Origin of the sequence: Emticicia soli (genome assembly GCF_037860775.1) — a bacterium.
Taxonomy (GTDB): domain Bacteria; phylum Bacteroidota; class Bacteroidia; order Cytophagales; family Spirosomataceae; genus Emticicia; species Emticicia soli.
Genome location: NZ_JBBEWC010000004.1, coordinates 54420 through 80404, shown reverse-complemented (window position 1 = coordinate 80404; position 25985 = coordinate 54420). Strand labels below are relative to the sequence as shown.

Here is a 25985-nt window from a genome sequence, read left to right as displayed (position 1 = left end):
TTACCTAAAAACTCAAAAAAGCCTTTAGAAAAGTCTCCAAAGGCTTAAAAAAACTGTTTCATTTTATTTTAAAGTAGAAGGCTTACTTTAGCTTATAAGTCGTCCCATCAGCGGCTTTCATCATTTTCTCATTAGGGTCGAGTGTCAGGCTAATGAGCTTCTCTGAATGTTTGACTTTGATGCTTGCCTTGTTATGATTTACAGGGAAACTTACGATTTCTTCCCGACCATCTTGCCAATAAAAACCTACTTCGATATTACCATTGAAGTCAACAGGCGTTTGCTTTCCTTTGCCATCTTCCTGATATTTATTCACAATTGCATCAAAACTGGTTTCATATTGATTACCAACTCGGTTACTGCGGATATACTGGGCAGTAGGTTGATAAATAATTATTTTTTTGAATAAATCATCAATACTTGCATGCACACTGGCGTCGGTAATAGCATACAATTCATTCAAAAAATCATTTGTGATAGGGAGCGTATCGCTACCTGCATATTTCTGATAAAGGTTTCTTAGTGCCGTATTGACCTTTTCTTCCCCAATCATTTCAGTTAACTGATACATACTTACCAAGCCTTTATAATACATCAGGTGTATGTTTCCGTCTCTGGTTTTGTATAGTGCTTGTTCGTCGCTAAACCCTCTGTCGCTGAGATACATATTGCGGTTCATTCGCACGTGGTTTAGCATTTGTTCACGCCCATACATTTGCTTAAGAAGCATCAGTTCGGTATATACAGCAAATGTTTCGCTGAGCATTCCTGCCCCCTCCCTTGGGTCGGCAAAAAACTGATTTGTTCCCCACCACTCATGTGCTAGTTCGTGACCCGCCAATTCGTTAATCACATCTTTTTGTTTCTCTTCTCTTACATTTGCATGAAAAACCATGTTTTCAGACATAAAAATAGTAGCCGGATACGCCGTAGCTGCAAAACCTTTTGTAAAGCCCGAAATCTCGGCAAATCGAATAGTTTTGAAGGGATATTTGCCAAAATTACTTTCACAATAATCAAGTGTGTTTTTGGCATTGGCTATCAGCCGACCAACGTTTTCGGCGTGTGTGGGATGGTAATAAACTTCTATACTTATGCCACGATGCTCCACTTTCTGAACTGCGTATCGGGCAGATGATATTCCGAATCTGAACCGAAGAGGTACATCGCTTTTATACTTAAAATAGTTACGATTGTTCGCTTGCCATTGTTTTACAAGTTCACCAACACCAATAGCAACCTGATTGGCAGAAGTAGAAACCTGCATAGCTAAACTAAGCAATTCTGCCTTTGGTTTTATTGGTGCTTCAAGTGTAACTAATGGCGTAGCATTGCCCAAATTACGGTTTTTACGCTCTGTTTCGTCCGATATTTCATTGTCTGATTGATACCCCAATTGCGGATAATATCTGCTGATACGCATAAAAGCCCCATTTTCAACAATGGAATTAAACGATTGGTGTTTGCTGAAAGGATTCCAGCTATAGCTAAAGTCAAAAGACGCACTTATGCTATCCTGAGCTTGTAAAGGCTTAGCCAAGTTAACCCAATAATGCCCGTATACTGTATCTACTGTAATAGAATGTTGCGTAGCTACTTTCAGGTTCTTTAATGAAATATCGGTATCGCTATATAACAAAAGTTTGCTGATGGGTTGGGCTGTTTTATTTTTTAGTATATAAGTAGCCGATACCTCATAGGCATTTTTCTCAGGAAACAGATCAATATTTGTTCGCACGGCTGTGATAACAGGTTGTGGCAAATCCTGAAACTGACGGTATTTTTTTTCATAAGCTGCCTGCCATTGCAATGCAGCTTCATCATTTTTTATAAAAAGATGATTATTGATGTAAAAACCAGAAATTATTGCACCTGCTACTAATACAAGTAGGCTTAGTAGGATTTTTGGTTTTAGTAGTTTTTTGTTCTTCTGTTGAAATTGCAGTGTCATAATCATGATGATAAGCACTACGCAAATGCCAAATAATATTCGCCAACCAAAGGGATAAATGTAAGCACTAAAGCCGCTCATATCGCTGTACTCGGTACTAAAAGCACTGCCTATGCGCAACAAAGGGTGCCTGATATGAAAGGCGCTACCAATGCTTGTTGTAGTAAGTAATACAAAAAGTGTAGCAGCAACCAAACCCACATATCGGTTTCGTATAAGCGTCTGAATGGCTATAATAATACCTGAACTTAGCAATAATGGCATACCAATAAAGTAACTCATACTTATATACGTTAGCCATTTGATATGCGGATATTGATATGCTATCTGAAAAAATATGCCTGCCAAACAGACTCCGCCCAATAGCAATATAATAATAATGCCCATTGAAAACCATCGGGCAAAAAACTGTGCAGCTAGGCTTACGGGTGTAGTGTTTTCTATCAGATGGAAGTTTGATGCCTGGCTACGCCAGAGTAATTCATTACTATAAAATATAATAACCAAGCTGCAAAAAACAGGGAAGGTCTCTAAAATGGTATTCACCATCATGGCAGTGGTTACATATTTTTCAGGGATACGGATACCTTGTTTTACTTCGCCATACATTTCCATCGAAACAAGAAATATGATGCCCGCAAGAATCAGTACAAAAGGGATACTTTTTACGACAAAAGTTAGGTCGATTTTTATCAGACTAATAAGCGATTTCAATTGATGACTGATACTGAAGGGCTGAGGGGTTACGACTTCATAGCTTGTATTCAGTGCATAACTCTGCTTTTTCTCCTTTACTTTTCTGCTTTTACCATCCATTGTGAATCTGAAAATGCGATAGGAAACTATAAGTAGAACAAGAGAAAAAGTAGCATAAAATATTCTGTTGAATAGCATATTACCCGTGAGGATAGTTACTTGTGTGTTACGTTGTATAGCCGACCATTGTAGGGTTTGATGCAAAAAGCTTGATAGCCCGAAAGGGTCGAAGCATGCCGCCATTTGCATACTTTCTTCGGTAGGAGGTAAGCCACCTGCTATAAGCGGCGAACCTGAAAAAATAAGCGAAACCTGATAGCCTATGAAAACAAACAAGCCCGAAATATATACCAATAGTTTGTTTTTACTCAATAAACCAATGCTACATACCACAGCAGTGCAAAAAAAACTATTGGGAACAATCAGTAAAAAGAAAGGCTGAAAGTAATACCAGGCATGGAAAGGTCCAAATTCGCTTGCATCGAAGCGAGACATGGTTTGCCCTACCATAAAGCCTATTACAAGCAAGCCCAGAGCCAGAACCGTAATGCCGAAAACAATCAGAAAACGGCTCAGGAAAAAGTTGATTTTTTTTAGAGGCGTAGCGTATAAAACCGCCGAAAAATGATGCTCCTGCTCACGAAACAATATTTGCGCAGCCAGAATTGTTGTCAGAAAAATACAGAAAAGTGATAAATAGCCTAAAATATAAGTAATAGCAAACGGTGAGTTTCGATAAACGTTGTCGGTAGAAAAAGCCGAGAATGTTGAACCTCCCACAAAACCCATACCCAGAAAAGCTATTAGAACCAGATAAATCCAGAATTTACGAAAGAAAAACAATAGCTCAAAAGCCAGAAGATGTTTAAACTGTGTTGTGGTTTTCATGCTACTTGTTTTTGTTGATTCATAATATAGAAATAGTAATCTTCAAGTGTAGGGGCAAGTACCTCAAAATGGCTGTCGGGTCTTTCTTCGGCATATACATGAATACTCAGCTTGCCTTCTACCAACGTTGTGGAAATAATGTTGAAGTGTTGCTCATATTCTGTCTTTGCTTTTTTATCAATAGTCTTTTTCCAGACTGTACCTGCCAGCGAGCTCACAAAATGAGAAGGTTTACCTTGCGCTATTACTTTGCCCTTATGCATAACAGCCATATTAGGGCATAGATTTTTTACATCTTCTACCAGATGTGTCGATAGAATGATAACAATGTCTTCACCAATTTCACTCAGCAGATTATTGAAACGGTTACGTTCTTCTGGGTCGAGTCCGGCCGTAGGTTCGTCAACAATAATCAGCTGTGGATTACCCAATAGCGCCTGTGCAATGCCAAATCTTTGGCGCATACCCCCCGAAAACGTGTAAACATCTTTGTTGCGTTGCTGATACAGATTTACTTTATCGAGCAAGGCCAAGACCTGTTCTTTTCGGGCTGAAGAATCTAACAAGCCCTTAAGTGTTGCCAGATGATTGAGTAAACTATAGGCCGATATTTTAGGATATACGCCAAAGTCCTGCGGCAGAAAACCCAATTGTTTTTTTACAAAATCGTTGTCAGCAACAATATCAACCTCATTTAATAGAATACTACCACTATCGGGCCTTTGTAAACCTGCAATGGTTTTCATTAAAGATGATTTTCCTGCGCCATTTGGGCCTAATAAACCAAACATACCATTGCTTATATCAAGGTTTACTTTTTCAATGGCTTTCACGCCATTACTGTAGGTTTTGCTGATGTTTTTGAGAGATAGCTTGTTCATAATTTTATATATAATTTTTAGACAATACAATTCCAGGCTTCTTTCCGGAAGCTATTTTTATAAGACCTATTTTCAGATTCGTTTTAGTGCATATTGTGGTGCTGATTATAGCGATTTTTGAGTAATAGTTTTTAGGACAGGCTTATATAAACAAATCTTGCTCATGCTGGAGTTTTAGCCCTTGTTGAAAAATTGCTGCTATGAAATACGCAAACACTCCCAGAAGTATATGCAATGCCACCAATGCTTCGGCGGCACCTTCTACTTCTGAAATGATACTTGCTATCAATAAGGCCAATAACGGCAAAGTAAAATTGCTTATATAAAACTGCTTGAGATGTCGGAGTCCTTTTTGGGTAAATAATTTGGCTTGGCTGAAAGTCAAAAACACATTACTTAATAAGTAAAAGAAAAGCGCATACAAGCCAAAGACCATCAACATGGTGTTGATGTAGCCCATATTGTTGTAACCCAATAAAAATGGCGTATCTGTAAAAGGATAACTTATTTCGAAACGAGAGCCGTTTTCGACTAAACGGAATGCTTGTGTATTGATACTAGAAGAAATAAAAGCATAAACAAAAACAAGCATGTAAGAGATAGCCAACGTTCTTGTCAGATAAAATAAGACTTTTGAAACAATACGGACAGATTTCATTGTACAATGATTAAGTAAATATCATTGCAAATATATAATTAATTAATGTAAAACAATAATTAATTAATAAAATTTGGTATTGAGTAACAGCAATACCAAATTTTGAGGATTGTTAGATAAATAGTGCAAGCTCTAATAAAGCAACTCTAAATGGCTTATTTCTTTTCCTGAACACTGTCAAGTGTAACCCTTATTTTCCTATTAGGCATTTCGGCTATTACTACTGTAAAAGTGGCTTTATTATCTTTCGCTTCAAGTGTTATAGTTGTGTGCATAGTAGAGCCAGATTCGTCTTCAAAATCTGCCTTAATTATACTTTTTCCTTCTTTAAAAGGGGTGGTCCAATTGCAAGTACTTGAAGTAATAGTTCCCTCCATAGTGTTGCCATTGCCAGGTGTAATCAATACTTGTTTTTGAGTAATTTCAATGACACTGTTTTCGTCAACTGTGCGCTGAACAACTTCGGTGCTATCTAGGTATTCAGTCTTTGATGATTTCAGCGATAAATCAAGGTTGCATTGGGCAAAACCCGAAAAACCGGCGAACAATAGAGGAAGTAAAAAGAGATTTTTCATAATTTGTAATTGTTAAGTTTAAAATGTACAAATATAAATGCTTGTATGTAATAAAAGGTAGCTTGTATTACAAGAGGCTGTATTAATTTATAAGCGGAAACATCTTGATAAATAATTGAGCATTAAAAGATTAGATAGATAAATCAGAAATTTGTTACAACGTTTTGACTCAAAAAAGTATCATAGTAGAAAACCCAACTGTATATGAAAAAAAACATCGTCATTCTCCTCCTTCTGGCTTCCTTCGGACTTATTTCTGGTTGTGCAAAAAAATATGACCCCGAAAACCCGATTGTAGGTTTATGGGTTTTAGATACGCAAGAATCGGTTGCAAATCAGAATATAGTTACTTTTCATCGCGCCACTAAGTTTGATAAAGACAAACCCGGGTATCAGATTATAGCAGATGGTAGCCTTGTTTCTCATCAAAACTCAAGCGATTGCGGTACGCCGCCTATTGCTTACGAAAAAGCACAGGGTGATTGGGCCAGAAACAATAATGCTTTTACCATAAATGGCAACTTCTGGGGAGGTACTTATACTATTCAATACGAAATAAACCAGCTTAATGCCAATAAGCTGCAATTGAAACAAGTATCGAGTAAGTACAATTACAGCATTGAATTGTAAATGGTGTTACTTACAATCTAAAAACTGATAGATTATGGAAAAAGCCCTGTTTCTGTTGTTAATGATAGCGTTTGTAAGTGCCTGCAATAAGGGTGATGAACCAGACTTAAGTAAAATGTTTTTATACGAAAACAGGGCTTTTTCCTTACATTTTCCTACACAAGACTGGAAATTGGTGCCTTTGCAAGGCACAGATAGCTATGTTGGTTATTACGGAAAAGATAATGAAAAAATCTATTTTGATTATGGCTTTTATAATGGTATTATCGATAAAAATGCCAACCCTAAACCAATGTATTACGAAGAAACGAGCATAAATGGAAACAAGGCTATAATAACCAAACAACAAGAAAGCACAGGCGTTTTGCTGAGGGTTATTATCTACAATAAGGATAAGATAAATTCAACGGCATTGTCGATACTAAATCCGACTGATGAGAAGGAAATCATCAGAATATTCAGAACACATAAGTTTAAATAAGCATAAAAGTGTCATAGTTAAGTTATTTATAGCTTAACCATGACACTAAAATTTTATTAGGTATTCAGTCCTAAGCGAATAGCTTCTTCAAGGGGTGTATAATCTTTATCTGTATTTTCAATTACCAAATTATTGCGAAGTAAAAGCGGCGGTTGCGCTAAAAAGCGAGGCTCAGTACCATGATGCGGCTGTGCAGCATGCGCTATAAAAGGATGGCACAAATAAACCGTTCCTGCTTTGCCTGTGGCAAGGGCTTGTTCTCTTACAGGCATTTCGGGTAATTTCATAGCCAGTTCCATAAACGAAAGCCCTTCTTCGCCTTCTGCTTGTAGCACTTTCGCTACATCGAGATGCGAACCTACACGAATACGAGTAGGTGCATCTTTTTCGCTTACATCAGAAAACAAAAACAGCATCAACAATGCCCGGCCTTTTGAGTGTACATTTACCCGCCATTCGAAATAATTGTTTGGGTCAGCACCTGGAAAACCAGCATCAACATGCCAGCCACCATCGCCGGGGTCTTCATCAGACGGAAAACGTACCGGAAACGTCCCCATACTCATGCAGGGTATCCAGTTGTTTTGGCCTACCAACTGGTTAAAAGCTGCATGAAGTACTTGTGTATTGGCCGCTTTTACAAAAGGCTCTTGTGTGTACATACCCAGGCGTATTACAGGTTTTGTCCATGTAGTGCTGTCTGCTGGGTCGCAGCCAGTATCTGCCCATAATATTGCCCGGGCTTCTTGTGCTATTTCTGCCGAAAAAGCATTATCAATTCTTATAAATCCTTGCTGAATGAATTGTTGTATCTGGTTTATATCTAATATTTCTTGCATGACAATCGAAGAGTTAAGATGAATAATCTGATTTTGTCTCTTTCATTTTCTTACGCAAATGCATACACAAACGCTACATAAAACTTTGTTTTACGTCAATAAAAATAAAGTATCTGATAGAAAGTAGAGACAATAAAAAGCCTTACCTTACGAAAAAGGTAGACTATGCCTGAAAGACATACGAAGAAATATTAGATCATTGGTGCCATTCTCATGATGCTAAATTAAGCAAATTAATGCGACTCTGCCAATAGTTTTTTCAGATACATGGCATTTGTTATGGCTGCAGTACCCCATGTATTGTTAAAAAATACATAGCTGTTTTTGTTGCTTGCCTTTATTTTTTCAGCCAAAGCATGTAATTCGGCTTCGCTGTATTCTGATTTAAAAAGTACAGGCTTGCCGTGAAGCCTATAATAAAGCGAGTGATTATGATTAACGATTACATCGTCGGGAATATCTTTCGGAATACTAGCACCACAGAAAATAATACCATGCTCTCTCAGAATCTCATATACTGTATCGTTCCACCATGTTTTATGCCTGAACTCCACCACATTCAGAAAACGTGGATTAAGCCCATTAAGCACATTGTTGATATTGATTTTATCGCAAAGAAAAGACGGGGGAAACTGAAATAAGAATCCCGCAAGTTTCTCTTTTAAACTATGGCTGATATGTTTACAGAATTCGCTTATTTCCTGACGAACATTTTTCAATTGATTGATATGTGTGATGGTTTGCGGAATCTTAATAAAAAACAGAAAATGTGCCGGGGTTTGTGCATACCAGTTACTTAAGGTTTTAGAAGTGGGTTTACGATAGAAAGTAGAATTGATTTCTATCGAATTGAAGTGCTCTGCATAAAAAGGAAGATAATCTTTTGACGATAGATTATCGGGATAAAAAAAGCCTTTCCAATCTTTATTGGAAAAACCCGAACAGCCAATAAAATGATTCATGTAATTGTCTCCTATAGAAAAACTTGTGTGTATTTAATAAAATAGCTTTAAAAATATAAGCCAGTTAATAAAGAAACGTGATTAAAACCAGAGAATTGTTAAATGCATAATAATTTACTCAGTCTAAATAAAAATTGAGGATTCTTTGCCACGCCGAATAACAAGATAGCCCTCAGAACATAATTTGAGTGCTGGCATAGAATTTTTCGCAGATTAAATATGAGAAAATCAATTTTCTCTCATTATCTAATAACCTCAAAAAATTAATACTATGGCAACGCAAGAAAACAAGCCGAGGCAAGACGAAAAAAATACGTCAACTCAACAGCAAGGAAATAGAAACACGAGCCAACAAGGCCAGCAATCAAGTTCAGACAAAGGCCAGCAAGGACAACAAAACTGGAATCAGGGCCAATCTGGTAGCCAACAACAAGGCGATAGAAACAGCACTCAACAAGGTCAGCAATCGAATATGAATAAAGGCCAGCAAGGACAAGAAAACTGGAACCAAGGGCAACAAGGCCAGCAATCAGGAAGCCAACAAGCCGGTAACAGAAATATGGGGCAACAAGGCCAACAAAGCAATTCGAATACAGGCCAACAAGGTCAGTCAGATAACTGGAGCTCAAGCCAAGAAGGCAGAGACCGTGACCGTGACAGAAATGACGAAGGTATGAACAGAAATGCAGATGCTGATTATTCAGAAACGAGAGAAATAGACGAAGATAATGAAGGCAGACGCCGTGAACGTGATAGAGACCCAAATAGCTTATAATACAGGTCTGTAAATTTGCAATAAAAGCCGTTAGGCTTTAGTATACATAAAAGGTGATGAAACACAAATCAAGAGGGTCATTAATGCTCTAAACTACTATTGTGTTTCACCACCTTTGTATTTTTAGGGCTTTTGAAGCATAGCTTTGCTTATCAAATCGTGTTCTGAAAGCTATGCAATAGTATAAAATCAGGCACAGTTTGAGAATAGCTGTGGCTTGACAGTATTTCAGATTTTAAGTGATACCAAACTACTTAGAGTGAAGCAGGTAAATATACATGGAAAACCGCTCCTTGGCCAGGCTCGCTGGTTGCTGTAAGATGCCCGTTGTGATTTTCAACAATTTTTTTGCATAAAGCCAGACCTATTCCTGTACCGGCATAAGAATGTTTATCGTTGAGTCGCTGGAAAATCGTAAATATCTGGCGTGAAAACTGCTGCTCAAAACCAATACCATTATCCTGAAAATCTATCAGATAATAACTTTTGTTAGCGTTTAGCTCTATTATATTATTTACCTCCTCTGTGTTTAGTTTCCTACAAGTTATGTTAATAACAGGTCTCTCTTTTGAGAATTTAAGCGAATTACTTAATAGATTGAAAAATAGTTGGGTAAGTTGAAGATAAATGCCTGGTATTTTAGGCAATATATCGCTGTTGATAACAGCATCTTTTTCTTCAATCAATAATTCGAAATCAACTTTTACTGTGTTTAATATTTCGTTCAAATCAACCTCAACAAACTGTTCTTCTGACCTTGCTAATCGTGAATAATCTAATACGTCTCGTATGAGATTCGACATCCTGTTCGACGACTTGATAATTCTATTGAAGTAGTCTCTTTGTTTTTCGTTTAATACAAGAGACTCATTCAATAACTTCGAAAAAGTAGTGATTTTGCGTAGTGGTTCCTGTAAATCGTGGCTTGCTATATAGGCAAACTGCTCAAGTTCATTGTTGCGCAGTAGTAATTCTTCATTGATTGCTTTCAGTTTCAACTCATGTTGTAGCTGGTCGGTAATATCTCGGCCAAGTACTACAGCACCGTGAGTTGTTTCGGTATCGTCAGATAAGGGAATATAAAACACTTCGTAGAAACGCTGTGAAATAGGCGATTGATGCACTGGCTTGTGGCTAGGTGTTCCGTTTAGTGCATCTTTTAGTGATTTATAAGTGCCGTTTTCTTTAATAACAGGAAAAACATCTGTTATATCTTTACCTAAAACTTCTTCTCTTTTTTTGCCGCTTAATACTTCGTAAGAATGGTTGAAGGTGATAATCCTGAACTCCTGGTCTATCGTCAGAATATAGTCAACCGACGAGTCGAGTACGGTTTCTATAAAATCGTTTTGTCTTGAAAGACGTGTGTTTTTGATTTCAAGCTCTTGTTGATGTGCTATCAGTTCTTCCTGAATCAGTTTAAGTGCTTGGTTATCACGAAGTGTTTCTTCAACTACTTTCTGGGCATGAATATCTACAAAGAAACCAATCCAGTTAGTTACTAGGTCATTGTCGTTCTTGATAGGCATTATCGAAATCAGGTGCCATATCAGGTTTTCTTTTTGCTTCAACCTACCTTGTGCCTTAAATATTGTCTTATTCTGAATTGCCCGTTCCCAATCTCCATAAAAACCTCTATAGTCAGGCTGGTTCAGCAGAGAAAACCATGTAATATTGTTTGGTATTAAACCCTGTGATTCAATAAACTCTTTAAGCCATTTATTGGCATAAGTTATTTTACCGTCGTTGTTAATAACAAACATCATCAGCGGCAGGTTATCGCTTACCATCCGATAGCGGTTTTCGCTTTCACCAAGTTTATCAATAAGCTCAAGTAGTTGTATATTCTTTTTTCGTATTTCATCATAGGCCGAAATAGATGGCTCGTTTTTGAAATACTCTTTAAACGATTCAATTTTAGCTTTTGAAATAATACCCCCAAACTGAATACGGAATTTGAGGATAGTTTCATGAAAATAATTATTATAGGAAGTCTGAATATCACCTAATAGGCGGCGTGCATAAGAATAAGGCTCTGTATTAATGGCTTTCAGATCTACCTTATCATAAATTGTGGCAACAATTTCTTTCTGATTTAATCGAAGAATGTTAATGCTCAATACTATGAAAGATTTATCACCGTAACTGATGGCGAGCCGAGCCACTTCAGATACGGCTGTTGCAAAGGTGGTCTGAGAAGCAACCGAAAGCCCGCATAGTTCTGCTAGCCTCATTGTTCTTTTATGAACAATGATGAGGTCCATTTCGTTGTCTAAATTTATTCTTATAATTTCTTCCATCTATTAGCTAATTTACTCTCCCCATCAATAGCGTCATATCATCGTTTCTTCGGGCATTATCTTTAAATATAGCGGCAGCAATAATAGGAGAGGCGTATTTGAGTATTCCGGGATACTGATGTAAATCCCAATGATTACGGATACCATCAGAAAACATAACTATGTGCTGGTAATCGGTATCTGATAACACATGTGAATTTAGGAAAGAAGGGATATTGAGACCAATAATGCCATTATGTGACATTATTTTTTTGCTGGTTAAGCCCTCGTAGAAACGAGTTGTAATATTACCTACACCGCAAACTTTCCACTCTTTTTTGGTGTGATTATAGCTAGCTATGGTTCCTACCAGACCTCTGGTTTTTTTTACTTTCTGGTGCATAAAACGCAGAATATCTGTGGGGTCAGTTTCTTGGCATTCATTAAAAGCCTCAATTGCTTTTTGAACAGCTTCGTGCGCATTGGGGCCATGCCCTAAACCATCTCCCAGAAAAATCTGCGTTTCATTATTAATTTTCCGTATTTGATAACCGTCTCCGCAAACATTTTCGCCAGGCATACATACCTGAAGTGTGTCAACATGAATATCTTTTCTAGGTAAAACTATTTTTTTTTGTGCTTCGTCCATCAATATTTTTGCATAGGCAACTGTTCCCCATTTGGCTATCGAATAAATCTGAAAGAAATTACTCAGTCGCTCAATAGCACCCAAACCATGCCCTAGTGTATTTGATGAAGAAACACCGTCTTTCATCATTTTACCAATATTATTATTACCAGGGCCGTTATCTATACAATAAATCTCAAAAGCCTTAGAATTGTTTTCGGTATCGCTTAATTTAAAAAATATTTCTCCACTTCCGGCATGTTTAATTAGGTTTGATAGCAGTTCTGATACTACAATATCCAGCTCTCCGGCTCGCATTGACGAAAAAGCTGTTTTAGCAATTAAGTTATGTATTTCTCTTTTAATGAAAGAGAGGTAGCTTCGGTCCTCAATCTTGTGGCCGAAAAAAAAGTTATTATCCATTCTTCCATTTAATTATACTGATGGTTGTTCCCTCATTGATTACAGACTGAATATCAAACTCACTTACCAGCCTTTTGGCACCGGGTAGGCCAAGGCCTAAACTTTTACCTGTGGTAAATCCGTCTTTCATGGCCTGATTAATATCATGTATTCCTGGGCCTTTGTCCACAAAAATCAGTCTGACTCCGTTTTCTCTTCCTTTGGTCACGATTTCAATATTAACAGTACCGCCACCACCGTATTTAAGCATATTACGTACAAGCTCGCTAGCGGCTGTTATAAGCTTGGTCTGGTTTACTAGGCCCATACCAATCTTGGTAGCCCATTCTTTTATGCGATTACGTAAAAAAATAGTATCTTGTTCTCTTTGTACATTTATGGTATCTTTACTCAAGGTCACTATCATCGTCGTCTGTCTCTTCTTGATTGTCGAATCCTATTTTAGAACGCAATAATTCCATTCCTCTTTCGACATTCAGTGCGCAATGTATTCCTTTCAGAGGTAAGCCCAATTCTACCAGCGTAATAGCTACTGCAGGTTGCATACCTACTACTACGGTTTCGGCATCCATTATTTTCGACATGGTAGAGATATTTCCTAAAATGCGCCCCATAAACGAGTCGATGATAGAAACTGCAGATATATCTATCAAAACTCCTCTTGAGTTATATTTTTTTACCATGTTTACTAAGTCTGACTCTAGCGTTTCGGCTAGCTGGTCATATAAATCAACTTGAATTGTGACTAACAGAAAGTCACCCATTTTAAGAATAGGTATTCTATCCATACTGATTTACCAATACTTATTTTGTATATGTTATTGAAAAATTTTAGGGGTAACTTTTTTTCTTACTTCTAGCTCTATCATACTAAACGCCAATTTTAAAGCACTGGCCAAAGTAGCTTTTGTAACGATTTCAGACAGGTCGATGCCTAAATGTACAACCGTCTGAGCTATTTCAGGGCGAATTCCACTAATGATACACTCAGCTCCCATCAGGCGGGTAGCACTTACGGTTTTAATTAAGTGTTGCGCAACCAGTGTGTCGATGGCAGGCACACCCGAAATATCAAGAATAGCAATAGAGCTTCCGGTTTCTACAATCTCTTGCAAAAGGTTTTCCATCACAATCTGTGTGCGTGAGCTATCTAAGGTGCCAATGATCGGCAAGGCCAGAATACCATCCCAGATTTTAATTACAGGCGTTGAAATTTCGGTGATTTCATCAGTTTGGCGCAGAATTACATCTTCACGGCCTTTAATAAAGGTCTCGAATGTAATCATACTGAAGTTATCAAAAAGACTGTTGATTCGCATACTCTCGGTATATAATACCGTAGCATCGCTAATTTCTTCTGATAATGTTTTTAAAATAGCCGCTTTTAAACTGAAAATATAGACTCCTGTCTCACGTGGAGAAAAGCCTCTTCTGGCTCTGGCAATAGCAATACCTGATAATATCTCTTCGATTTTCTCAAAATCTCTTGACTGAAAATTGTCAAAATTATCATCACTAATGCTGGCAGCAAACAAATTGATGAGCTCTTCTGACTGTATCCGTTGGTCATCGTTGGTGATTAAATCTTCACGTAAACCTTCGTTGTCAAGTTGGTTCTGAAACCATTGCTCAAGTATGTATTTTTTCTTTGCTTTAATAATTTTTACGGCTTCGTTTTTCATAATTATAACGACCTTATTTTTAGTGCTTATGATAAGCAGGTTGTAAATGTGTTTGAAAAAAAACTTTTAATAGCCCAGAGAGTTCTTTAATCCCTGAGGGTTTAGTGATAAAAGCCGCAGCACCCAACTTCTGGGTGGCTTCTTTATCTTTAGGGTGTGAGGAAGTAGAATATATAACGACAGGAATGTGTTGTAGACGTGAAATTTTCTTTATTTCGGTTAAAAACTGTATGCCATTAATGCGTGGCATATTCAAATCAAGAAAAATATAGTCAGGTAAAAGGGTGTCGGTTTTTAAAAGTTCTTGCAATGCTTCGCTGGTATTATTATAAGTTTTACATTGCATATTCAGACCAGATTCTTCTAATGCTAACGTGAAGATTTCCTGGTCGTCCTGGTCATCATCTATCAATAAACAACGTAAAGCTGCGGACATAAAGAGAAAGTTTGGAAACAAATATAACATTTGTTTTGGCAATAAAATATTTAAGCGATGATTAGTACTTAAATTTTGACTAAAAACCTGAAAATATGGGGCAAGTATTAAACTTAAGCTATTTTTAATAGCTTTTTGCGCCTTATTTTTTGTAAATTGTAGCAAAAAATAGCTTTCCTTATACTCACCTTTTTACACTCCAGAATTGTATGACAGTAACGAACGGAGCACAGAGCCTCCACCGTGCTGGCAAGCTTTTAGGGCTTGACCATCTGCGTGCTTTTGCCATTTTTTATGTTTTCCTTTTTCATTACAGTGCATTGTTTCCCAGCCCCGAATGGCTCTATACTATCGGTAAATTTGGCTGGACAGGCGTTGACCTTTTCTTTGTATTGAGTGGGTATCTGATTTCAGTGCAACTCTTTGCCCAGATTGACCGACAGGAGCCTATCTCGTTCCAAGAGTTTTTTCTGAAACGCTTTTTCAGAATTATTCCGGCCTATGTACTTGTAGTAGCTTTGTACTTTTTGTTTCCGTATCTGCGAGAGCGAGAATCCCCCGCGCCACTCTGGAAATACCTGAGTTTTACTCAAAATCTAGGGCTTGACCTCCGAACACAAGGTACATTCTCTCACGCATGGTCGCTTTGTATCGAAGAACAGTTTTATTTGTTTCTGCCGCTTATACTCATCACACTGGTGTATTTTAAAGCAATAAAAAAAGGACTCATTTTATTGCTATTGTTGTTTGTAGCCGGGTTTGGTGCAAGACTTTACGCATGGCATACTTTTGTAGAACCACTTTTAAACAGCGACGGTTTGTGGATAACCTGGTATAAATGGATTTACTACCCAACTTATAGCCGACTAGATGGCCTATTGGTTGGGGTTTGGATAGCTGCTATTTTTCAGTTCAGACCAAGACTAAGACAGTGGATACAGCAATATGGCAATTACTGGCTATTGACAGGTATTGCGGTACTTGTAGTTGCCTATTTCGTGGCCGAAAAACAAGTTTCGTTTGGGGCTTCTATTTTTGGTTTTCCATTGATAAGTCTGGGGTATGGCTTGGTAGTGATGGCCGCCATAAGCCCTACATGTTTTCTGTATCGGGTTAAGTCAAGTATTACAGCTCAGATTGCGGCTTTGTCATACGCCATTTATCTGACCCATAAGATTGTAGTTCATGTTTCGCAGGAGCAATTAGTAAAGCTCAACATTGCCGAAGATAGCTCGCTGATGTTTGTATTGTGTGTGTTTACATCAATACTAGCGGCATTGATAGTGAACAAACTGGTTGAGAAACCATTTTTGAAACTAAGAGATAAAATTCTGAAACCAACAAAGCACGAAGTATTAGTGCCTAAGCCATGATTTTATCAAGCGTTCGTTTAATAATTGCTTTATCAGCTTCTGAAAGGGCGAGTTTCAAAGCTGTTTGTAGATGTTGAATCGCCTTAGTGTTATCAATATCTGTATAAAGATTCCCAAGTAGCGAGTAATAGAAGTGGTTATCGGTTAAGGCTAGTTTTTCGGCTTCTACGATAGCCTCTTCTTTGCCATTCGCTTTGGCTAGGGCATAAGTTCGGTTTAAGGCAGCAATGGGGGAGTATTCTAACTGTAACAGTTTATTATACAATTGTAAGATGCTTTCCCATTTCTGATTCGTATCTTCTTTTTGTGTATGCCAGTAAGCAATGCCTGCTTCTAAATGATATTTTGATAGATACCTGCTTCGGGAAGCCTGCTCCAAAAAGTATTCGCCTTTGCCGATTAATTCCTGATTCCAGAGATTGGTGTCTTGGTCTTCGTACAAAATAATTTCCCCTTTCTCGTTCATTCTTGCTTCGAACCTTGAGGCATGAAAACACATCAGCGAAAGTAAGGCGTTTACATCAGCTTTGTTGGTGCTGGCGTTTTCAACAAGAAAATACGCAAGGCGCATGGCTTCGGCACATAAATCTTTGCGGAGAACCGTATTTTGCGAAGTAGAATAATAACCCTCGCTGAATAACAGATAAAGGGTTGTGAGTACAGTATCTAGGCGGGCATCTATTTCGGCAGGGGTGGGTTGTTCAATCTTTATTTTTTCGGCTTTTAGTTTTTCTTTAGCCCGGTTAAGGCGTTTATAGATAACTTCTTTATTGGTCAGAAACGCATCGGCTATCTCCTGAATACCAAAACCGCAAAGCAGGTTTAAAGCCAGTGCAATTTGTGATTCGGTAGAAATAGACGGATTACAAACCGTGAAAATCATAGCCAACTGGCTATCGTTGATATGCTTGGTCGATAAATCAATATTGATTTCCTCAACTTCCGATGTTCCGTATTTGAGTTCGACAGCCAACTTCTCTGTAAAAATACTATTGTGTTTTAAATGGTTTTTGGTTTTGTTTTTGGCTACTGTATAAAGCCAGCCAGTAGGATTATCGGGCACACCTTTCTGGCTCCATAATTCGGTGGCTGACAAGAAAGTGTCGCTCACAATATCTTCGGCGGTTTCAATATGTTCTATGCCAAACAAATAGCAAAGCACCGATACTATTTTTCTATACTCGGTTCTGAATAAGTGTGGAATTAACTCTTGCTCTTTCATAATAGGTATAAGTGCCTTTACCAATCTATAAAGGCACTTTTGTATTTTAGCTATTGCTCATTATTCTGCGTACTTCTACATTGGCATTCCAAGGCGCTACCAATGCCGGGCAGCCTTTGGCTATTGCTACGGCTTCGTCAAAATCGGCGGCTCTTACAATAATAAACCCGCCAATTGTTTCTTTTATTTCGGCATAAGGGCCATTGATAACCACATTGTTGGGTTTTACTACTTTGCCTTCAGGGTGCAATCTGTTTCCTGAACTCACGAGCTTATTTTGGGCAGCAATTCCACCGAGCCAATCTTGCCAGGGCTTAATAGATGCTTGCATATCGGCAGGCGAAGGCTGATTTTCTTTTGTTTCAGACTCTCGTCTGAATATTAATAAGAATTCTTCCATTTGCTTAGCTATTATTTGTATTGACCAACCTGATAAGTGCCAACTGCCGCACCGAATGCAATATTAACACGATTATAACTATTAATTGCTATTACGCCTATGGTTAAATCCATCAACTCGGTTTCTGAAAACTGTGCAATTGCTTGTTGGTAAATTTCATCTGGTACCAAGCTACTTTTAATGCTGGTTAATGTCTCGGCCCATGCCAGTGCAGCACGTTCTTTGTCGGTGTAGAATGGGGCTTCTCTCCAGGCATCAAGCACAAGTAAGCGTTGTATGTTTTCGCCGATGGCCAGTAAATCTTTCGAGTGCATATCAAGGCAAAAGGCACAGCCATTGATTTGAGATACACGATAGTAAACCAGATGTAATAATTTTTTTTCGAGTTCTGATTTTGAGAGATATTTACCAAAGCCATATAAAGCACTCATGGCTTGTTGGCCTTTCTCCTGAATGTTGATTCTTGGTTCCATTGTTCTTTAAGTTTTATGTTTTAAAGACTAATGACAACCCAATTTTCAGATTTGGACAAATAGAACGAGAAACTTTTTAAATTTTCTTTTGTTGCCAGATATGAGTACCACAAAACAGAATTTTACTCCTTTTTCTGCTTGAATTGCTCATTAAAATCTTTAAACAGGTTCTCTTGCCCTACAATTATATCAATAACTTCAAAATAAGGTACAGCATAGATTTTGGTATCTCGTAGTAATTCTATCAACATTTTGTATTGATTCAGGTCGTGGGTGGTAATAATCATGAAATCGGATACTTTGGCATGAAAATATTCGCTATCAAAAAGTCTGACTTCAACCGATTTGCCGACTTTCTGAAATACAGGCATTAATTGAGCCTCAAAAAACTGGCTTCTTTGGTCTCTTGTAAGTGATAGCCATTGGGGTGTAGCATTCATTAATACAAGAATGGTATAGGGTTTTGGGGTTTCCATAGTATTTAAACGAGATTGTGCCTTGCCTACAGTAAGCAGCAAAACGGTGAGAAATGTGAAGAGGATTTTTGCCATTATGTATGATGTTTATTAGGGCACAAAGTTGAGTATAGGTATAGCCGATTGCATTAACATAGGTTAAGAAATGACGACATCAAGAGAGAAAAACCGAAATACTTTAAGGAAAAGAGAAGAAAATGTAAGATAATAGCGGTAGACTTAATTAAAAATGGAGCCAGTATTCTGCTGCTACTAGCCCCACTAAATATAGATAACAAGTATAAAATTTATAGCTTTAGTTTATCTACCAGATATAAGTATTGTTTGGGTAAATGGTGTTGCCAGATATTGGGGTTTTCGGGGGCATTGCTATATAGCTTAAAATATTCATCGTCGGGTACCAATACAATTGTATTGCCTGTTCTTACATAATAGTTACTCTCATAATATTGAGGCGTTACGAAGTCAGGAATTTGTTTCCGTACAGCCATCGAAACCATTTTGCCTAGATACCTCTGATAGTTTTTCTGTGCTTTAAGGCTTGGTTTACTCATTTGCTTGTATATATGTTTCAAAGCCAGATTTTTCGGAAACTTCTGTTTCTTTATCATAGCCTTAGCGCCATAAAAAGGGTTAACAGCCGTAAAGTCGTTAACGGTCTGGACACTAAATGGCACATCAGGCACCCAATCGGCCGCGTTTACTACATTATACGCCCAACCGCCTTGGGTCATGTTTTCGTAGTCATAGGCATAAAACAAATTGCCGGGTTTAGGGCCTGCGCTGCAATACGTTTTAAACCGTATATCGGCTGGTAGTTTGTTTTCCGCTTTCAGGTTTTCAAGATAAGAGTTAAGCAAAAAAGTAATACCTCCGCCTTGGCTATGCCCTGTCAGAATAAAGTCTTTAATGCCGGTTTTATAACAAGAGTCAATCTTTGGTTTAATAGTTTTAGACAAATAAGCCATTGCCACAAACCAACCCACATGCACGGCTGCTTTGGGGTTATTAGAAAGCGTATAGTTAAACTTAAAATTTTTATCGAGTTGTAGCTCACCTTTTGCCGGAATCATGGCTGCATACAGGTTGGCTAAAAAACTGGCTTCGGTTTGAATACTGCCTTGTACTGATATAACTGCTACGGGTTTGGTCTTATTTATCCATAAGTCCCAGATGTTGTCGAAAGCTACTACCGGAGAGCGATACACAAAGCGATGGTCTTGTGGGTCGGGTACATCGCTAGGGTTGGTCCATTTACTTAGAGCAATGTGTACTTTCTGATTAATTTTAAGGGTTTCAATGTATTCGGCTTTATCGAAGCCAGGCTTGAGTATTTGCCCAAAAGCGTTTGCAGAAATAATAAAAACAAGTAGAAAAATCGATAAGATATTTTTTTTCGATGGCATGATTATGTTATTTTAAGGTGCAAGGCTATTAATGACTTAAATATACTTACAAATTGAGCTAATATTTAGTATATTGGTACTGATATATTCACATTATTTGTTCAACCTACAATGAAAAAGACTATTAACTTATTAGCAAGCCTGCTATTATTAGTATTTGGTGCAAATGCCCAAGAGAAACTGGTAAAAGTAAATGGGAAAAACTTCGCTGTTTATACCAAAGGACTAGAAAGCCGAAAAGCCAATTCACCAGTACTTGTTTTTGAAAATGGCATGGGTGAAAGCCTAGGTAGCTGGGATACCGTACTAGACCAACTAGCAAACACTGCACCTGTTTTTGCTTATGATAGGGTAGGGCTTGGGAAATCGGATAAGGCTTATGAGATGCATACCCCTGAACAAACTGCCGAAAACCTGAAAAATATACTTACTACACTGAATATCCCACCTCCTTATGTACTGGTAGGGCATTCGTTGGGCGGGGTTTATATAAGAGGCTTTGCTGGCTTGTATCCTGATGATGTTGCAGGCTTGGTATTTGTTGACCCGGCGGATTTTACAGAAACCAAAGACGATTGGAACCAGATTTTCAGAGAAATTGGTGTGCCCGAAAAACGAATAGATGAAATGATGTATCAACGTTTGTATCAATCTAAACCAGCTACTGCCAGAGATTCTCTTCGGTTTGCGTTCTGGAGCGAAGCAAAGGTGTTGGGTGATTTAAGACGAACAGATTTTGCAGAGCTCAAAGCCTTGCCTATGCCTAAAGTATCTACTTACTTTTTTGTCGGAGGCAAATTTGAAGTGCCTCTTGAAAGGCGAAGCAAAGAGTACGACCACGAAAGGTTTTTTCATGTAAAAAACGATAAAAATATGGAGCGTTGGCGAGCACTGATTCATGCTTCAGGCAAAAGTGGTGCGCTTATTTATCTGACAAATAGCGGGCATTATATTCAGCGAGACGATCCTAATGCTGTAATTGCCAATATTAGGTTGCTAGTAGAGAGCCTCAATACAAAATAAACAAGAGGTGCCTGATGCCAGACACCTCCGATTAGATACACTCACGCCCGAAAAATTTAGTGATTAGATGATTGTGTAGGAAGAGAGGAGTCCATAAAATACTTATGAACTCCTTATGTACTTCCATTCTTTCTACCACGAAAGGTCTCTTATGATTTATAAAATCAGGTTAAATTCGCTTTAGAAATTGTTTGGCTCTTCTTCTTGATAAATTAATAAGCTCGTTGTTGCCCATCTCAATGATATGTAGGTCTTTCTGAAAACCAACCATATAGTTGAGATTAATAATCACAGAGCGGTTGGGTCTGAAAAACGGCTGGTTAAATAAGCGTCTTTCAAATATACCCAATGTGCGTGAAGAAAGCACCTTGCTACCGTCTTCGAGTAAAATATGTGTGTAATTAATATCTGCCTTCAGCATCAGTATATCACTCGAACGCAAGGTGAGATTTTTGTCAATAGTGATAAATAAGTCGTTTTTCATTTCGTGGTATAATTGGCTATGTGATGATGATACAAAACTATACGCTGAAGCGAAGCGACTGTTAGCCCATTTTCGACATTCTTTATCTCATTTTGAACTTTAGCGACTTTTTTAAGTAGATTTTAAAGGAAATGGCTTATTTAATTAAGTTTTATGGCGCTTTGCTTGTGGCAGCAATTGTCTACGTCTACCGTAATTGCATACCTAAGCTACTGTAATGAAGTCTTTCGGCAGTGAAAGCACCAATAGCTTTGTAGCTTACCGTCGTTATCTGGTTGTCTTGGCTACACGAAAATGCCAGTACAGAAATTAGCATAGTTACGAGTAACAGGCGGAATTTAATTCTCATCGTTTTCATTGTTTTAAGTATTTAATTGGTTTTTGATGAGAAGCCGTAGCCAACTTTTAAAATGCTAAAAAAGCCCGAAAAAAAATAATGTTTTTTAGAAGATACCGTAAATCGGTGAATGGTTGGAGCGGGGCGGAAAATTTCTGAGAGCCTTGTAAAAAGAAAAATATAGGCTATTTTGTGACTTTTGAGTAGATTTTTAGTCTAAATATATTTTTTGATAAATAGGGTAACGAACTGCATAAAGCTTAAAGAGATTAATAAACAAAAAAGGCAAAGGTAAAAATACCCTTGCCCTTACTCTTGCGCACAATCCTATCTACTAATTCCTTATTTTATTATTGCACTGCGAGTTATTTCACTTTGGATAGTGAAATCGTGCGAAAGTTTCTCGTCTCCTGATACAACAGATAATGTGTAGGCGCCATCTTCTAGGTGTGAAAGATTCAATACCAATGGTTTGCTGGTTTCGCTAAGGTCTTGGTAGAAAACATCACCTTTCGAGTTGTAAATCTGAACACTTGCAGTACTTTTAGCTACCTTGTCAAAAAGTACTTTCAAACGTAAATTGCTAATATCCTGAACTGTAATTTTCGGGTCTGTTTTTTCGGTAGAATTTACCGGAGTTTTATCAAATGCAAAACTGAAAGTTGCTAATGATAAAATAAGTGCTAAAGCTAAGAATGACTTTTTCATTTTGTTGATAATTTAGATTTTATAAAGATAATTTTCTTTGGTGAATCAAAGGTATATAGTATTTTTTTAAGAATACTCGAGAGTAGATTAAAACCCTGACCTTATATGATGAAAACCGAGAATGAATTGATTTTGTTCCAAAAGCTTGGGAAAAACTTGATTATTTCTCTTTTATCGTGATTATCGACCGAAATTATAAATTTATCGACAAAATACAGGAACTTGTCAAGAAGATAGAATGCTAGTGATAAACTAATATTTTGAAAAAATATGAATTTGTATTATTTAAAGATATTGCTTGATTATTTTGTTTCTTCTCAATAAAATACTTGTTGCCCAACTCAGGCTTAACGAAGAGATAAACGCCAACAAGAATTTCTCAAAAGCTGATATATCGTAGGGCTGCAGTAAGAACTGAATCCAGGTAAGAAAAACATAATGTATGAGATAGATAAGGTAGGCGTTTGCCACAAGTGAGTTCCACCATTCAGATGATTCTCGTACTAATTTACGGAATGCTGTTATAAAAGCAATGCTACTTAAAGTGCATGAAGCCGTATAAATGCTAAAGTAAATCAGCCATCCGCTCAAGAGCCCTAATTGATTAGTTTTTACCATATTGGCCAGTATTTCTTTTTGCTCAACAAGGCTTAATAGGGTATAAACCGATAGCGCAAGCAATACCCAAAGCCACCAGTTTTTTACAATACCTGATGTTGGAGAGAGTAATTGCTGATTGAAGTCGGTAGTACCAATCAGAATGCCTATTATGAAATAGCCAAAATAGAGTGCTACCCTGCTAAGCTGGAAATCAAAAGGCCCGATGCCCGTCCAGGTTCCCGGGCCTACAGCACTCGCTAAGGGTACATACAAAACCCAGGTGATAAACCATAAAAGAATAAAAAATAAGATTGGTTTGTGCTGAAGCGAATCAATAAAATTATTGGCTTTTTGGCTGATGTTTTTGATAAATGGATTTAGTAAGGCAAAAAGTAAATTAAAAACAAACAACACCCATATAAACCAAGGCGGGCCAACGGGCCATTTTTCAACTACAAAGAAATCCTGGATGTAGGCTGTAATATCAGTATTGCCTTTAGCAACATAATAAGACGGAAAATAGGCTATCAGCATAAATAATGTGCCTAAAATAATAAAAGGCAAAAACAAGCGATAGAATCGATCTTTTATGAATACAAATACTCCTTTTTTATCAATACTTTTAGATAGAAACAAGCCTCCAATAAGAAACATTAAGGCCATAAAAAACACATCGTTGAAATTCTCGAAAATATCGAGTCCTACCCATCTTTTATTATCTACAATGGCATGTGTTGACCTGATATAAGCCTCTTTATCAAACTTAGCGAAGGTAGTATAGGCCAAACTGGCATGGTGCGCCACTACTAATACAGTAAGTGCCGAGCGCAGATAATCAACCCATAGGTTTCGGTTGAGGGGTTTTTCCATGTAATGCTTTATTGATATAATTTTCTCCTAATAATCAATGACAAATTTTTAAGGCTTAAGTTGCATCCCTGATAAATTAAGTATTGTGTATTGAGAGCAAATTACATGATAAGAGCCGCTATTAAGCAGCTCTTATAAAACAGAATTACATTATTTTGTTTTGTGTTTTTTGCAAAAAGGCGATTTGATAGATATAAAAAGAGACCATCTCAAAATAAGCGTAGACCCAATACTAATTGATCTTGCAAAATGTGAGATGGCCTTTTAAGTTAAGGTTTCAATAATCAAGCTTAGAAACCAAATGCTTTTTTCATTTTATGAAAAATATCATTGTTGAAGTAGATACCTGAAAACTGTTCTGCACCTTTGCCATAGGCATAAACTGGAATCATAACACCAGTATGGCTTTTGGTAGTAAATTTCCCTTCTACTTGTCCGTCTTTCAGGCCATTGATAGAGAAACCACCTGTTTCATGGTCGGCAGTAATAATTACAAGTGTATTGCCATCTTTATCGGCAAAATCAAATGCTTCGCCAATGGCCTTATCAAAATCAAGCATTTCGTTTACGATATACTGTGTATCATTTGCATGGCCACCCCAGTCAATCTGAGAACCTTCAACCATCAGAAAGAAACCTTTTTTGTTTTGTTTCAATATATTCAAGGCTGTTTTAGTAGAAATAAGCAATTGGTCGCCTCTACCTTCTGACATTTTTGGCTGCTCTACATCAGCAAGAAAACCAGCTAATTTACCGCTTTTGATTTTCTCTACTTCTTCAATCGACTGGGCAATCTGATAGTTTTTAGCTTTCAAATCATCAATCAGGTTTCTGCCGTCTTTACGTTCAGTAAAGTGTTTGCGGCCACCGCCTATAAAAACATCTACATCTGTATTAAGAAAATCGGCAGCAATTTCTTCTACCATGCCTCTTGATGGTTGGTGGGCAATAAACGAACCAGGTGTTGCATGAGTAATTGAGCACGTAGCAACTAGGCCGGTTGCAAGCCCTTTTTGCTCGGCAATTTCCAGAATAGTAGGTATGCTTTTTTTGTCTTTGTCTACACCAATAGCACCATTAAAGGTTTTTTCTCCGGCCGAAAACGCTGTTGCACCAGCTGCCGAATCGGTAATAAAACTATCAGAAGCCTGGTTTTTATGAAAACCTATAAACTGGCTTCTTTCGATATTAAGTGTTGATTTACTGCTGGCGATTCCGGCATAAACCTGAGATGCACCCATACCATCACCAATTAATAGAATAATGTTTTTGGGTTGTGCGTTTTTTTTCTGTGCAAAACAAACTATAGAGGTAACGAATAAAAGAGAAATAATTAACTGAACTGATTTTTTCATTGATTAGCTTTTTAGATGATGATTCAGATACGGAGCCCCGGGTAATTCGCCTAAACAAGCCGAAAATACACGCCGTATCTCATACAGAGATTAATTCAAGCAGCAAAGCACGGAAAACTAAAGCTAAAATGAGGATAAATAGCTATTATGTTTTTATTAAGAAATGGCCTACTAAATGCCAGACGCAAAAGAGCAAATGGGATGAAAAGCACATTAGCAAGTCATATAATGAAACCATTGGAAAGTAAAATACTTTCATTTTTTGCTTTTCGGAGTTTATCTGTCGGCTTCTCTCAGATATTTTCTATATATAGTGGCATTTGGTATTAAAATTTCAGTATAATCTCGCTATTTTTCTACTTGATATAAGAAAAAATTATGTTTTTTCTTAATTTTTCAAGACCTTTGACTAAC

27 protein-coding genes are annotated in these 25985 nt (G+C 37.5%); 5 read left to right on the top strand and 22 right to left on the bottom strand.

The features are described from left to right. Positions 1-82: 82 nt before the first annotated feature. The 4 genes from WAE64_RS06120 to WAE64_RS06105 form a co-directional block, all read right to left on the bottom strand. The gene (locus WAE64_RS06120) at positions 83-3595 is read right to left on the bottom strand and encodes an ABC transporter permease/M1 family aminopeptidase (protein WP_340235362.1); all 3513 of its coding nucleotides are present in this window, start codon (positions 3593-3595) and stop codon (positions 83-85) included. Beyond that, on the bottom strand, positions 3592-4476 hold the full coding sequence (locus tag WAE64_RS06115; protein WP_340235361.1) for an ABC transporter ATP-binding protein: 885 nt from the start codon (positions 4474-4476) through the stop codon (positions 3592-3594). The genes WAE64_RS06120 and WAE64_RS06115 overlap by 4 nt, the downstream gene beginning before the upstream one ends. A 142-nt stretch (positions 4477-4618) precedes the next feature. Beyond that, positions 4619-5134 carry a hypothetical protein gene (locus WAE64_RS06110; RefSeq protein ID WP_340235360.1) on the bottom strand — a complete coding sequence of 172 codons (516 nt, stop codon included), beginning with the start codon at positions 5132-5134 and terminating at the stop codon, positions 4619-4621. 155 nt (positions 5135-5289) lie between these two features. After that, entirely contained in the window at positions 5290-5709 is a 420-nt protein-coding gene (locus tag WAE64_RS06105) for a hypothetical protein (RefSeq protein ID WP_340235359.1), read from the bottom strand. 204 nt (positions 5710-5913) lie between these two features. Between WAE64_RS06105 and WAE64_RS06100 the strand changes: the two genes are divergently transcribed. Beyond that, complete coding sequence (locus WAE64_RS06100) at positions 5914-6339, top strand: lipocalin family protein (protein WP_340235358.1); 426 nt, start codon at positions 5914-5916, stop codon at positions 6337-6339. A gap of 34 nt (positions 6340-6373) precedes the next feature. Next, a complete protein-coding gene (locus WAE64_RS06095) occupies positions 6374-6820 on the top strand; it encodes a hypothetical protein (protein WP_340235357.1) in 447 nt (148 codons plus the stop codon). Positions 6821-6876: 56 nt separating this feature from the next. On the opposite strand, the gene WAE64_RS06090 is transcribed toward WAE64_RS06095, so the two are convergent. Beyond that, positions 6877-7659: a phytanoyl-CoA dioxygenase family protein gene (locus tag WAE64_RS06090; RefSeq protein ID WP_340235356.1), complete on the bottom strand. Its 783-nt coding sequence runs from the start codon at positions 7657-7659 to the stop codon at positions 6877-6879. Positions 7660-7892: 233 nt separating this feature from the next. Continuing rightward, entirely contained in the window at positions 7893-8621 is a 729-nt protein-coding gene (locus tag WAE64_RS06085) for a DUF72 domain-containing protein (protein WP_340235355.1), read from the bottom strand. 271 nt (positions 8622-8892) lie between these two features. Between WAE64_RS06085 and WAE64_RS06080 the strand changes: the two genes are divergently transcribed. Then, entirely contained in the window at positions 8893-9396 is a 504-nt protein-coding gene (locus WAE64_RS06080; protein ID WP_340235354.1) for a hypothetical protein, read from the top strand. A gap of 254 nt (positions 9397-9650) precedes the next feature. On the opposite strand, the gene WAE64_RS06075 is transcribed toward WAE64_RS06080, so the two are convergent. From WAE64_RS06075 to WAE64_RS06050, 6 genes are read right to left on the bottom strand one after another with little or no spacing between them, the layout of a single operon-like run. Then, positions 9651-11696, bottom strand: coding sequence for a PAS domain-containing sensor histidine kinase (locus WAE64_RS06075; protein ID WP_340235353.1), 2046 nt, complete (start codon positions 11694-11696; stop codon positions 9651-9653). A 7-nt stretch (positions 11697-11703) separates the two neighbouring features. After that, entirely contained in the window at positions 11704-12726 is a 1023-nt protein-coding gene (locus tag WAE64_RS06070) for an ATP-binding protein (RefSeq protein ID WP_340235352.1), read from the bottom strand. Next, a complete protein-coding gene (locus tag WAE64_RS06065; protein ID WP_340235350.1) occupies positions 12719-13132 on the bottom strand; it encodes an anti-sigma regulatory factor in 414 nt (137 codons plus the stop codon). The genes WAE64_RS06070 and WAE64_RS06065 overlap by 8 nt, the downstream gene beginning before the upstream one ends. After that, positions 13113-13514, bottom strand: a complete 402-nt coding sequence (locus tag WAE64_RS06060; RefSeq protein ID WP_340235348.1) for an STAS domain-containing protein — start codon at positions 13512-13514, stop codon at positions 13113-13115. The genes WAE64_RS06065 and WAE64_RS06060 overlap by 20 nt, the downstream gene beginning before the upstream one ends. Positions 13515-13544: 30 nt before the next feature. Continuing rightward, positions 13545-14408 (bottom strand): STAS domain-containing protein, encoded by an 864-nt coding sequence (locus WAE64_RS06055; RefSeq protein WP_340235347.1) that lies wholly within the window; start codon positions 14406-14408, stop codon positions 13545-13547. 19 nt (positions 14409-14427) lie between these two features. After that, a complete protein-coding gene (locus tag WAE64_RS06050; RefSeq protein WP_340235346.1) occupies positions 14428-14844 on the bottom strand; it encodes a response regulator in 417 nt (138 codons plus the stop codon). Positions 14845-15053: 209 nt separating this feature from the next. On the opposite strand from WAE64_RS06050, the gene WAE64_RS06045 reads away from it, so the two are divergent. Continuing rightward, positions 15054-16217, top strand: coding sequence for an acyltransferase family protein (locus tag WAE64_RS06045; protein ID WP_340235345.1), 1164 nt, complete (start codon positions 15054-15056; stop codon positions 16215-16217). Here the strand turns inward: WAE64_RS06045 and WAE64_RS06040 are convergent. From WAE64_RS06040 to WAE64_RS06020, 5 genes are all read right to left on the bottom strand, one after another. After that, positions 16207-17439, bottom strand: coding sequence for an RNA polymerase sigma factor (locus WAE64_RS06040; RefSeq protein ID WP_340235344.1), 1233 nt, complete (start codon positions 17437-17439; stop codon positions 16207-16209). The two genes, WAE64_RS06045 and WAE64_RS06040, sit on opposite strands and share 11 nt — an antisense overlap. A gap of 46 nt (positions 17440-17485) precedes the next feature. After that, positions 17486-17839 carry a YciI family protein gene (locus WAE64_RS06035; RefSeq protein WP_340235343.1) on the bottom strand — a complete coding sequence of 118 codons (354 nt, stop codon included), beginning with the start codon at positions 17837-17839 and terminating at the stop codon, positions 17486-17488. A gap of 11 nt (positions 17840-17850) precedes the next feature. Next, the gene (locus WAE64_RS06030; protein WP_340235342.1) at positions 17851-18312 is read right to left on the bottom strand and encodes a carboxymuconolactone decarboxylase family protein; all 462 of its coding nucleotides are present in this window, start codon (positions 18310-18312) and stop codon (positions 17851-17853) included. A 122-nt stretch (positions 18313-18434) separates the two neighbouring features. Continuing rightward, on the bottom strand, positions 18435-18863 hold the full coding sequence (locus WAE64_RS06025) for a darcynin family protein (protein ID WP_340235341.1): 429 nt from the start codon (positions 18861-18863) through the stop codon (positions 18435-18437). Between the two features lie 212 nt (positions 18864-19075). After that, entirely contained in the window at positions 19076-20194 is a 1119-nt protein-coding gene (locus WAE64_RS06020) for a lipase family protein (protein WP_340235340.1), read from the bottom strand. Between the two features lie 111 nt (positions 20195-20305). On the opposite strand from WAE64_RS06020, the gene WAE64_RS06015 reads away from it, so the two are divergent. Beyond that, on the top strand, positions 20306-21217 hold the full coding sequence (locus WAE64_RS06015; protein ID WP_340235339.1) for an alpha/beta fold hydrolase: 912 nt from the start codon (positions 20306-20308) through the stop codon (positions 21215-21217). Positions 21218-21386: 169 nt separating this feature from the next. On the opposite strand, the gene WAE64_RS06010 is transcribed toward WAE64_RS06015, so the two are convergent. From WAE64_RS06010 to WAE64_RS05990, 5 genes are all read right to left on the bottom strand, one after another. Then, entirely contained in the window at positions 21387-21701 is a 315-nt protein-coding gene (locus WAE64_RS06010) for a LytR/AlgR family response regulator transcription factor (RefSeq protein WP_340235338.1), read from the bottom strand. A gap of 187 nt (positions 21702-21888) precedes the next feature. Beyond that, the gene (locus WAE64_RS06005; protein ID WP_340235337.1) at positions 21889-22050 is read right to left on the bottom strand and encodes a hypothetical protein; all 162 of its coding nucleotides are present in this window, start codon (positions 22048-22050) and stop codon (positions 21889-21891) included. Between the two features lie 330 nt (positions 22051-22380). Continuing rightward, positions 22381-22746: a T9SS type A sorting domain-containing protein gene (locus tag WAE64_RS06000; RefSeq protein ID WP_340235336.1), complete on the bottom strand. Its 366-nt coding sequence runs from the start codon at positions 22744-22746 to the stop codon at positions 22381-22383. Positions 22747-23031: 285 nt separating this feature from the next. Beyond that, complete coding sequence (locus WAE64_RS05995) at positions 23032-24216, bottom strand: acyltransferase family protein (protein WP_340235335.1); 1185 nt, start codon at positions 24214-24216, stop codon at positions 23032-23034. Positions 24217-24506: 290 nt separating this feature from the next. Next, positions 24507-25571 (bottom strand): alkaline phosphatase, encoded by a 1065-nt coding sequence (locus WAE64_RS05990; RefSeq protein ID WP_340235334.1) that lies wholly within the window; start codon positions 25569-25571, stop codon positions 24507-24509. Positions 25572-25985 lie beyond the last annotated feature (414 nt).

Bases quoted from the DNA above. Each gene is read 5' to 3' on its own strand.
- WAE64_RS06050 (WP_340235346.1), bottom strand. From the start codon at position 14,844: ATGTCCGCAGCTTTACGTTGTTTATTGATAGATGATGACCAGGACGAC.
- WAE64_RS06100 (WP_340235358.1), top strand. From the start codon at position 5,914: ATGAAAAAAAACATCGTCATTCTCCTCCTTCTGGCTTCCTTCGGACTT.
- WAE64_RS06015 (WP_340235339.1), top strand. From the start codon at position 20,306: ATGAAAAAGACTATTAACTTATTAGCAAGCCTGCTATTATTAGTATTT.
- WAE64_RS06035 (WP_340235343.1), bottom strand. From the start codon at position 17,839: ATGGAAGAATTCTTATTAATATTCAGACGAGAGTCTGAAACAAAAGAA.
- WAE64_RS06070 (WP_340235352.1), bottom strand. From the start codon at position 12,726: ATGGATAATAACTTTTTTTTCGGCCACAAGATTGAGGACCGAAGCTAC.
- WAE64_RS06020 (WP_340235340.1), bottom strand. From the start codon at position 20,194: ATGCCATCGAAAAAAAATATCTTATCGATTTTTCTACTTGTTTTTATT.
- WAE64_RS05995 (WP_340235335.1), bottom strand. From the start codon at position 24,216: ATGGAAAAACCCCTCAACCGAAACCTATGGGTTGATTATCTGCGCTCG.
- WAE64_RS06010 (WP_340235338.1), bottom strand. From the start codon at position 21,701: ATGAAAAACGACTTATTTATCACTATTGACAAAAATCTCACCTTGCGT.
- WAE64_RS06000 (WP_340235336.1), bottom strand. From the start codon at position 22,746: ATGAAAAAGTCATTCTTAGCTTTAGCACTTATTTTATCATTAGCAACT.
- WAE64_RS06090 (WP_340235356.1), bottom strand. From the start codon at position 7,659: ATGCAAGAAATATTAGATATAAACCAGATACAACAATTCATTCAGCAA.
- WAE64_RS06065 (WP_340235350.1), bottom strand. From the start codon at position 13,132: ATGATAGTGACCTTGAGTAAAGATACCATAAATGTACAAAGAGAACAA.
- WAE64_RS06120 (WP_340235362.1), bottom strand. From the start codon at position 3,595: ATGAAAACCACAACACAGTTTAAACATCTTCTGGCTTTTGAGCTATTG.
- WAE64_RS06030 (WP_340235342.1), bottom strand. From the start codon at position 18,312: ATGGAACCAAGAATCAACATTCAGGAGAAAGGCCAACAAGCCATGAGT.
- WAE64_RS06060 (WP_340235348.1), bottom strand. From the start codon at position 13,514: ATGGATAGAATACCTATTCTTAAAATGGGTGACTTTCTGTTAGTCACA.
- WAE64_RS06055 (WP_340235347.1), bottom strand. From the start codon at position 14,408: ATGAAAAACGAAGCCGTAAAAATTATTAAAGCAAAGAAAAAATACATA.
- WAE64_RS06085 (WP_340235355.1), bottom strand. From the start codon at position 8,621: ATGAATCATTTTATTGGCTGTTCGGGTTTTTCCAATAAAGATTGGAAA.
- WAE64_RS06105 (WP_340235359.1), bottom strand. From the start codon at position 5,709: ATGAAAAATCTCTTTTTACTTCCTCTATTGTTCGCCGGTTTTTCGGGT.
- WAE64_RS05990 (WP_340235334.1), bottom strand. From the start codon at position 25,571: ATGAAAAAATCAGTTCAGTTAATTATTTCTCTTTTATTCGTTACCTCT.
- WAE64_RS06115 (WP_340235361.1), bottom strand. From the start codon at position 4,476: ATGAACAAGCTATCTCTCAAAAACATCAGCAAAACCTACAGTAATGGC.
- WAE64_RS06040 (WP_340235344.1), bottom strand. From the start codon at position 17,439: ATGAAAGAGCAAGAGTTAATTCCACACTTATTCAGAACCGAGTATAGA.
- WAE64_RS06110 (WP_340235360.1), bottom strand. From the start codon at position 5,134: ATGAAATCTGTCCGTATTGTTTCAAAAGTCTTATTTTATCTGACAAGA.
- WAE64_RS06045 (WP_340235345.1), top strand. From the start codon at position 15,054: ATGACAGTAACGAACGGAGCACAGAGCCTCCACCGTGCTGGCAAGCTT.
- WAE64_RS06080 (WP_340235354.1), top strand. From the start codon at position 8,893: ATGGCAACGCAAGAAAACAAGCCGAGGCAAGACGAAAAAAATACGTCA.
- WAE64_RS06095 (WP_340235357.1), top strand. From the start codon at position 6,374: ATGGAAAAAGCCCTGTTTCTGTTGTTAATGATAGCGTTTGTAAGTGCC.
- WAE64_RS06025 (WP_340235341.1), bottom strand. From the start codon at position 18,863: ATGGCAAAAATCCTCTTCACATTTCTCACCGTTTTGCTGCTTACTGTA.
- WAE64_RS06075 (WP_340235353.1), bottom strand. From the start codon at position 11,696: ATGGAAGAAATTATAAGAATAAATTTAGACAACGAAATGGACCTCATC.
- WAE64_RS06005 (WP_340235337.1), bottom strand. From the start codon at position 22,050: ATGAGAATTAAATTCCGCCTGTTACTCGTAACTATGCTAATTTCTGTA.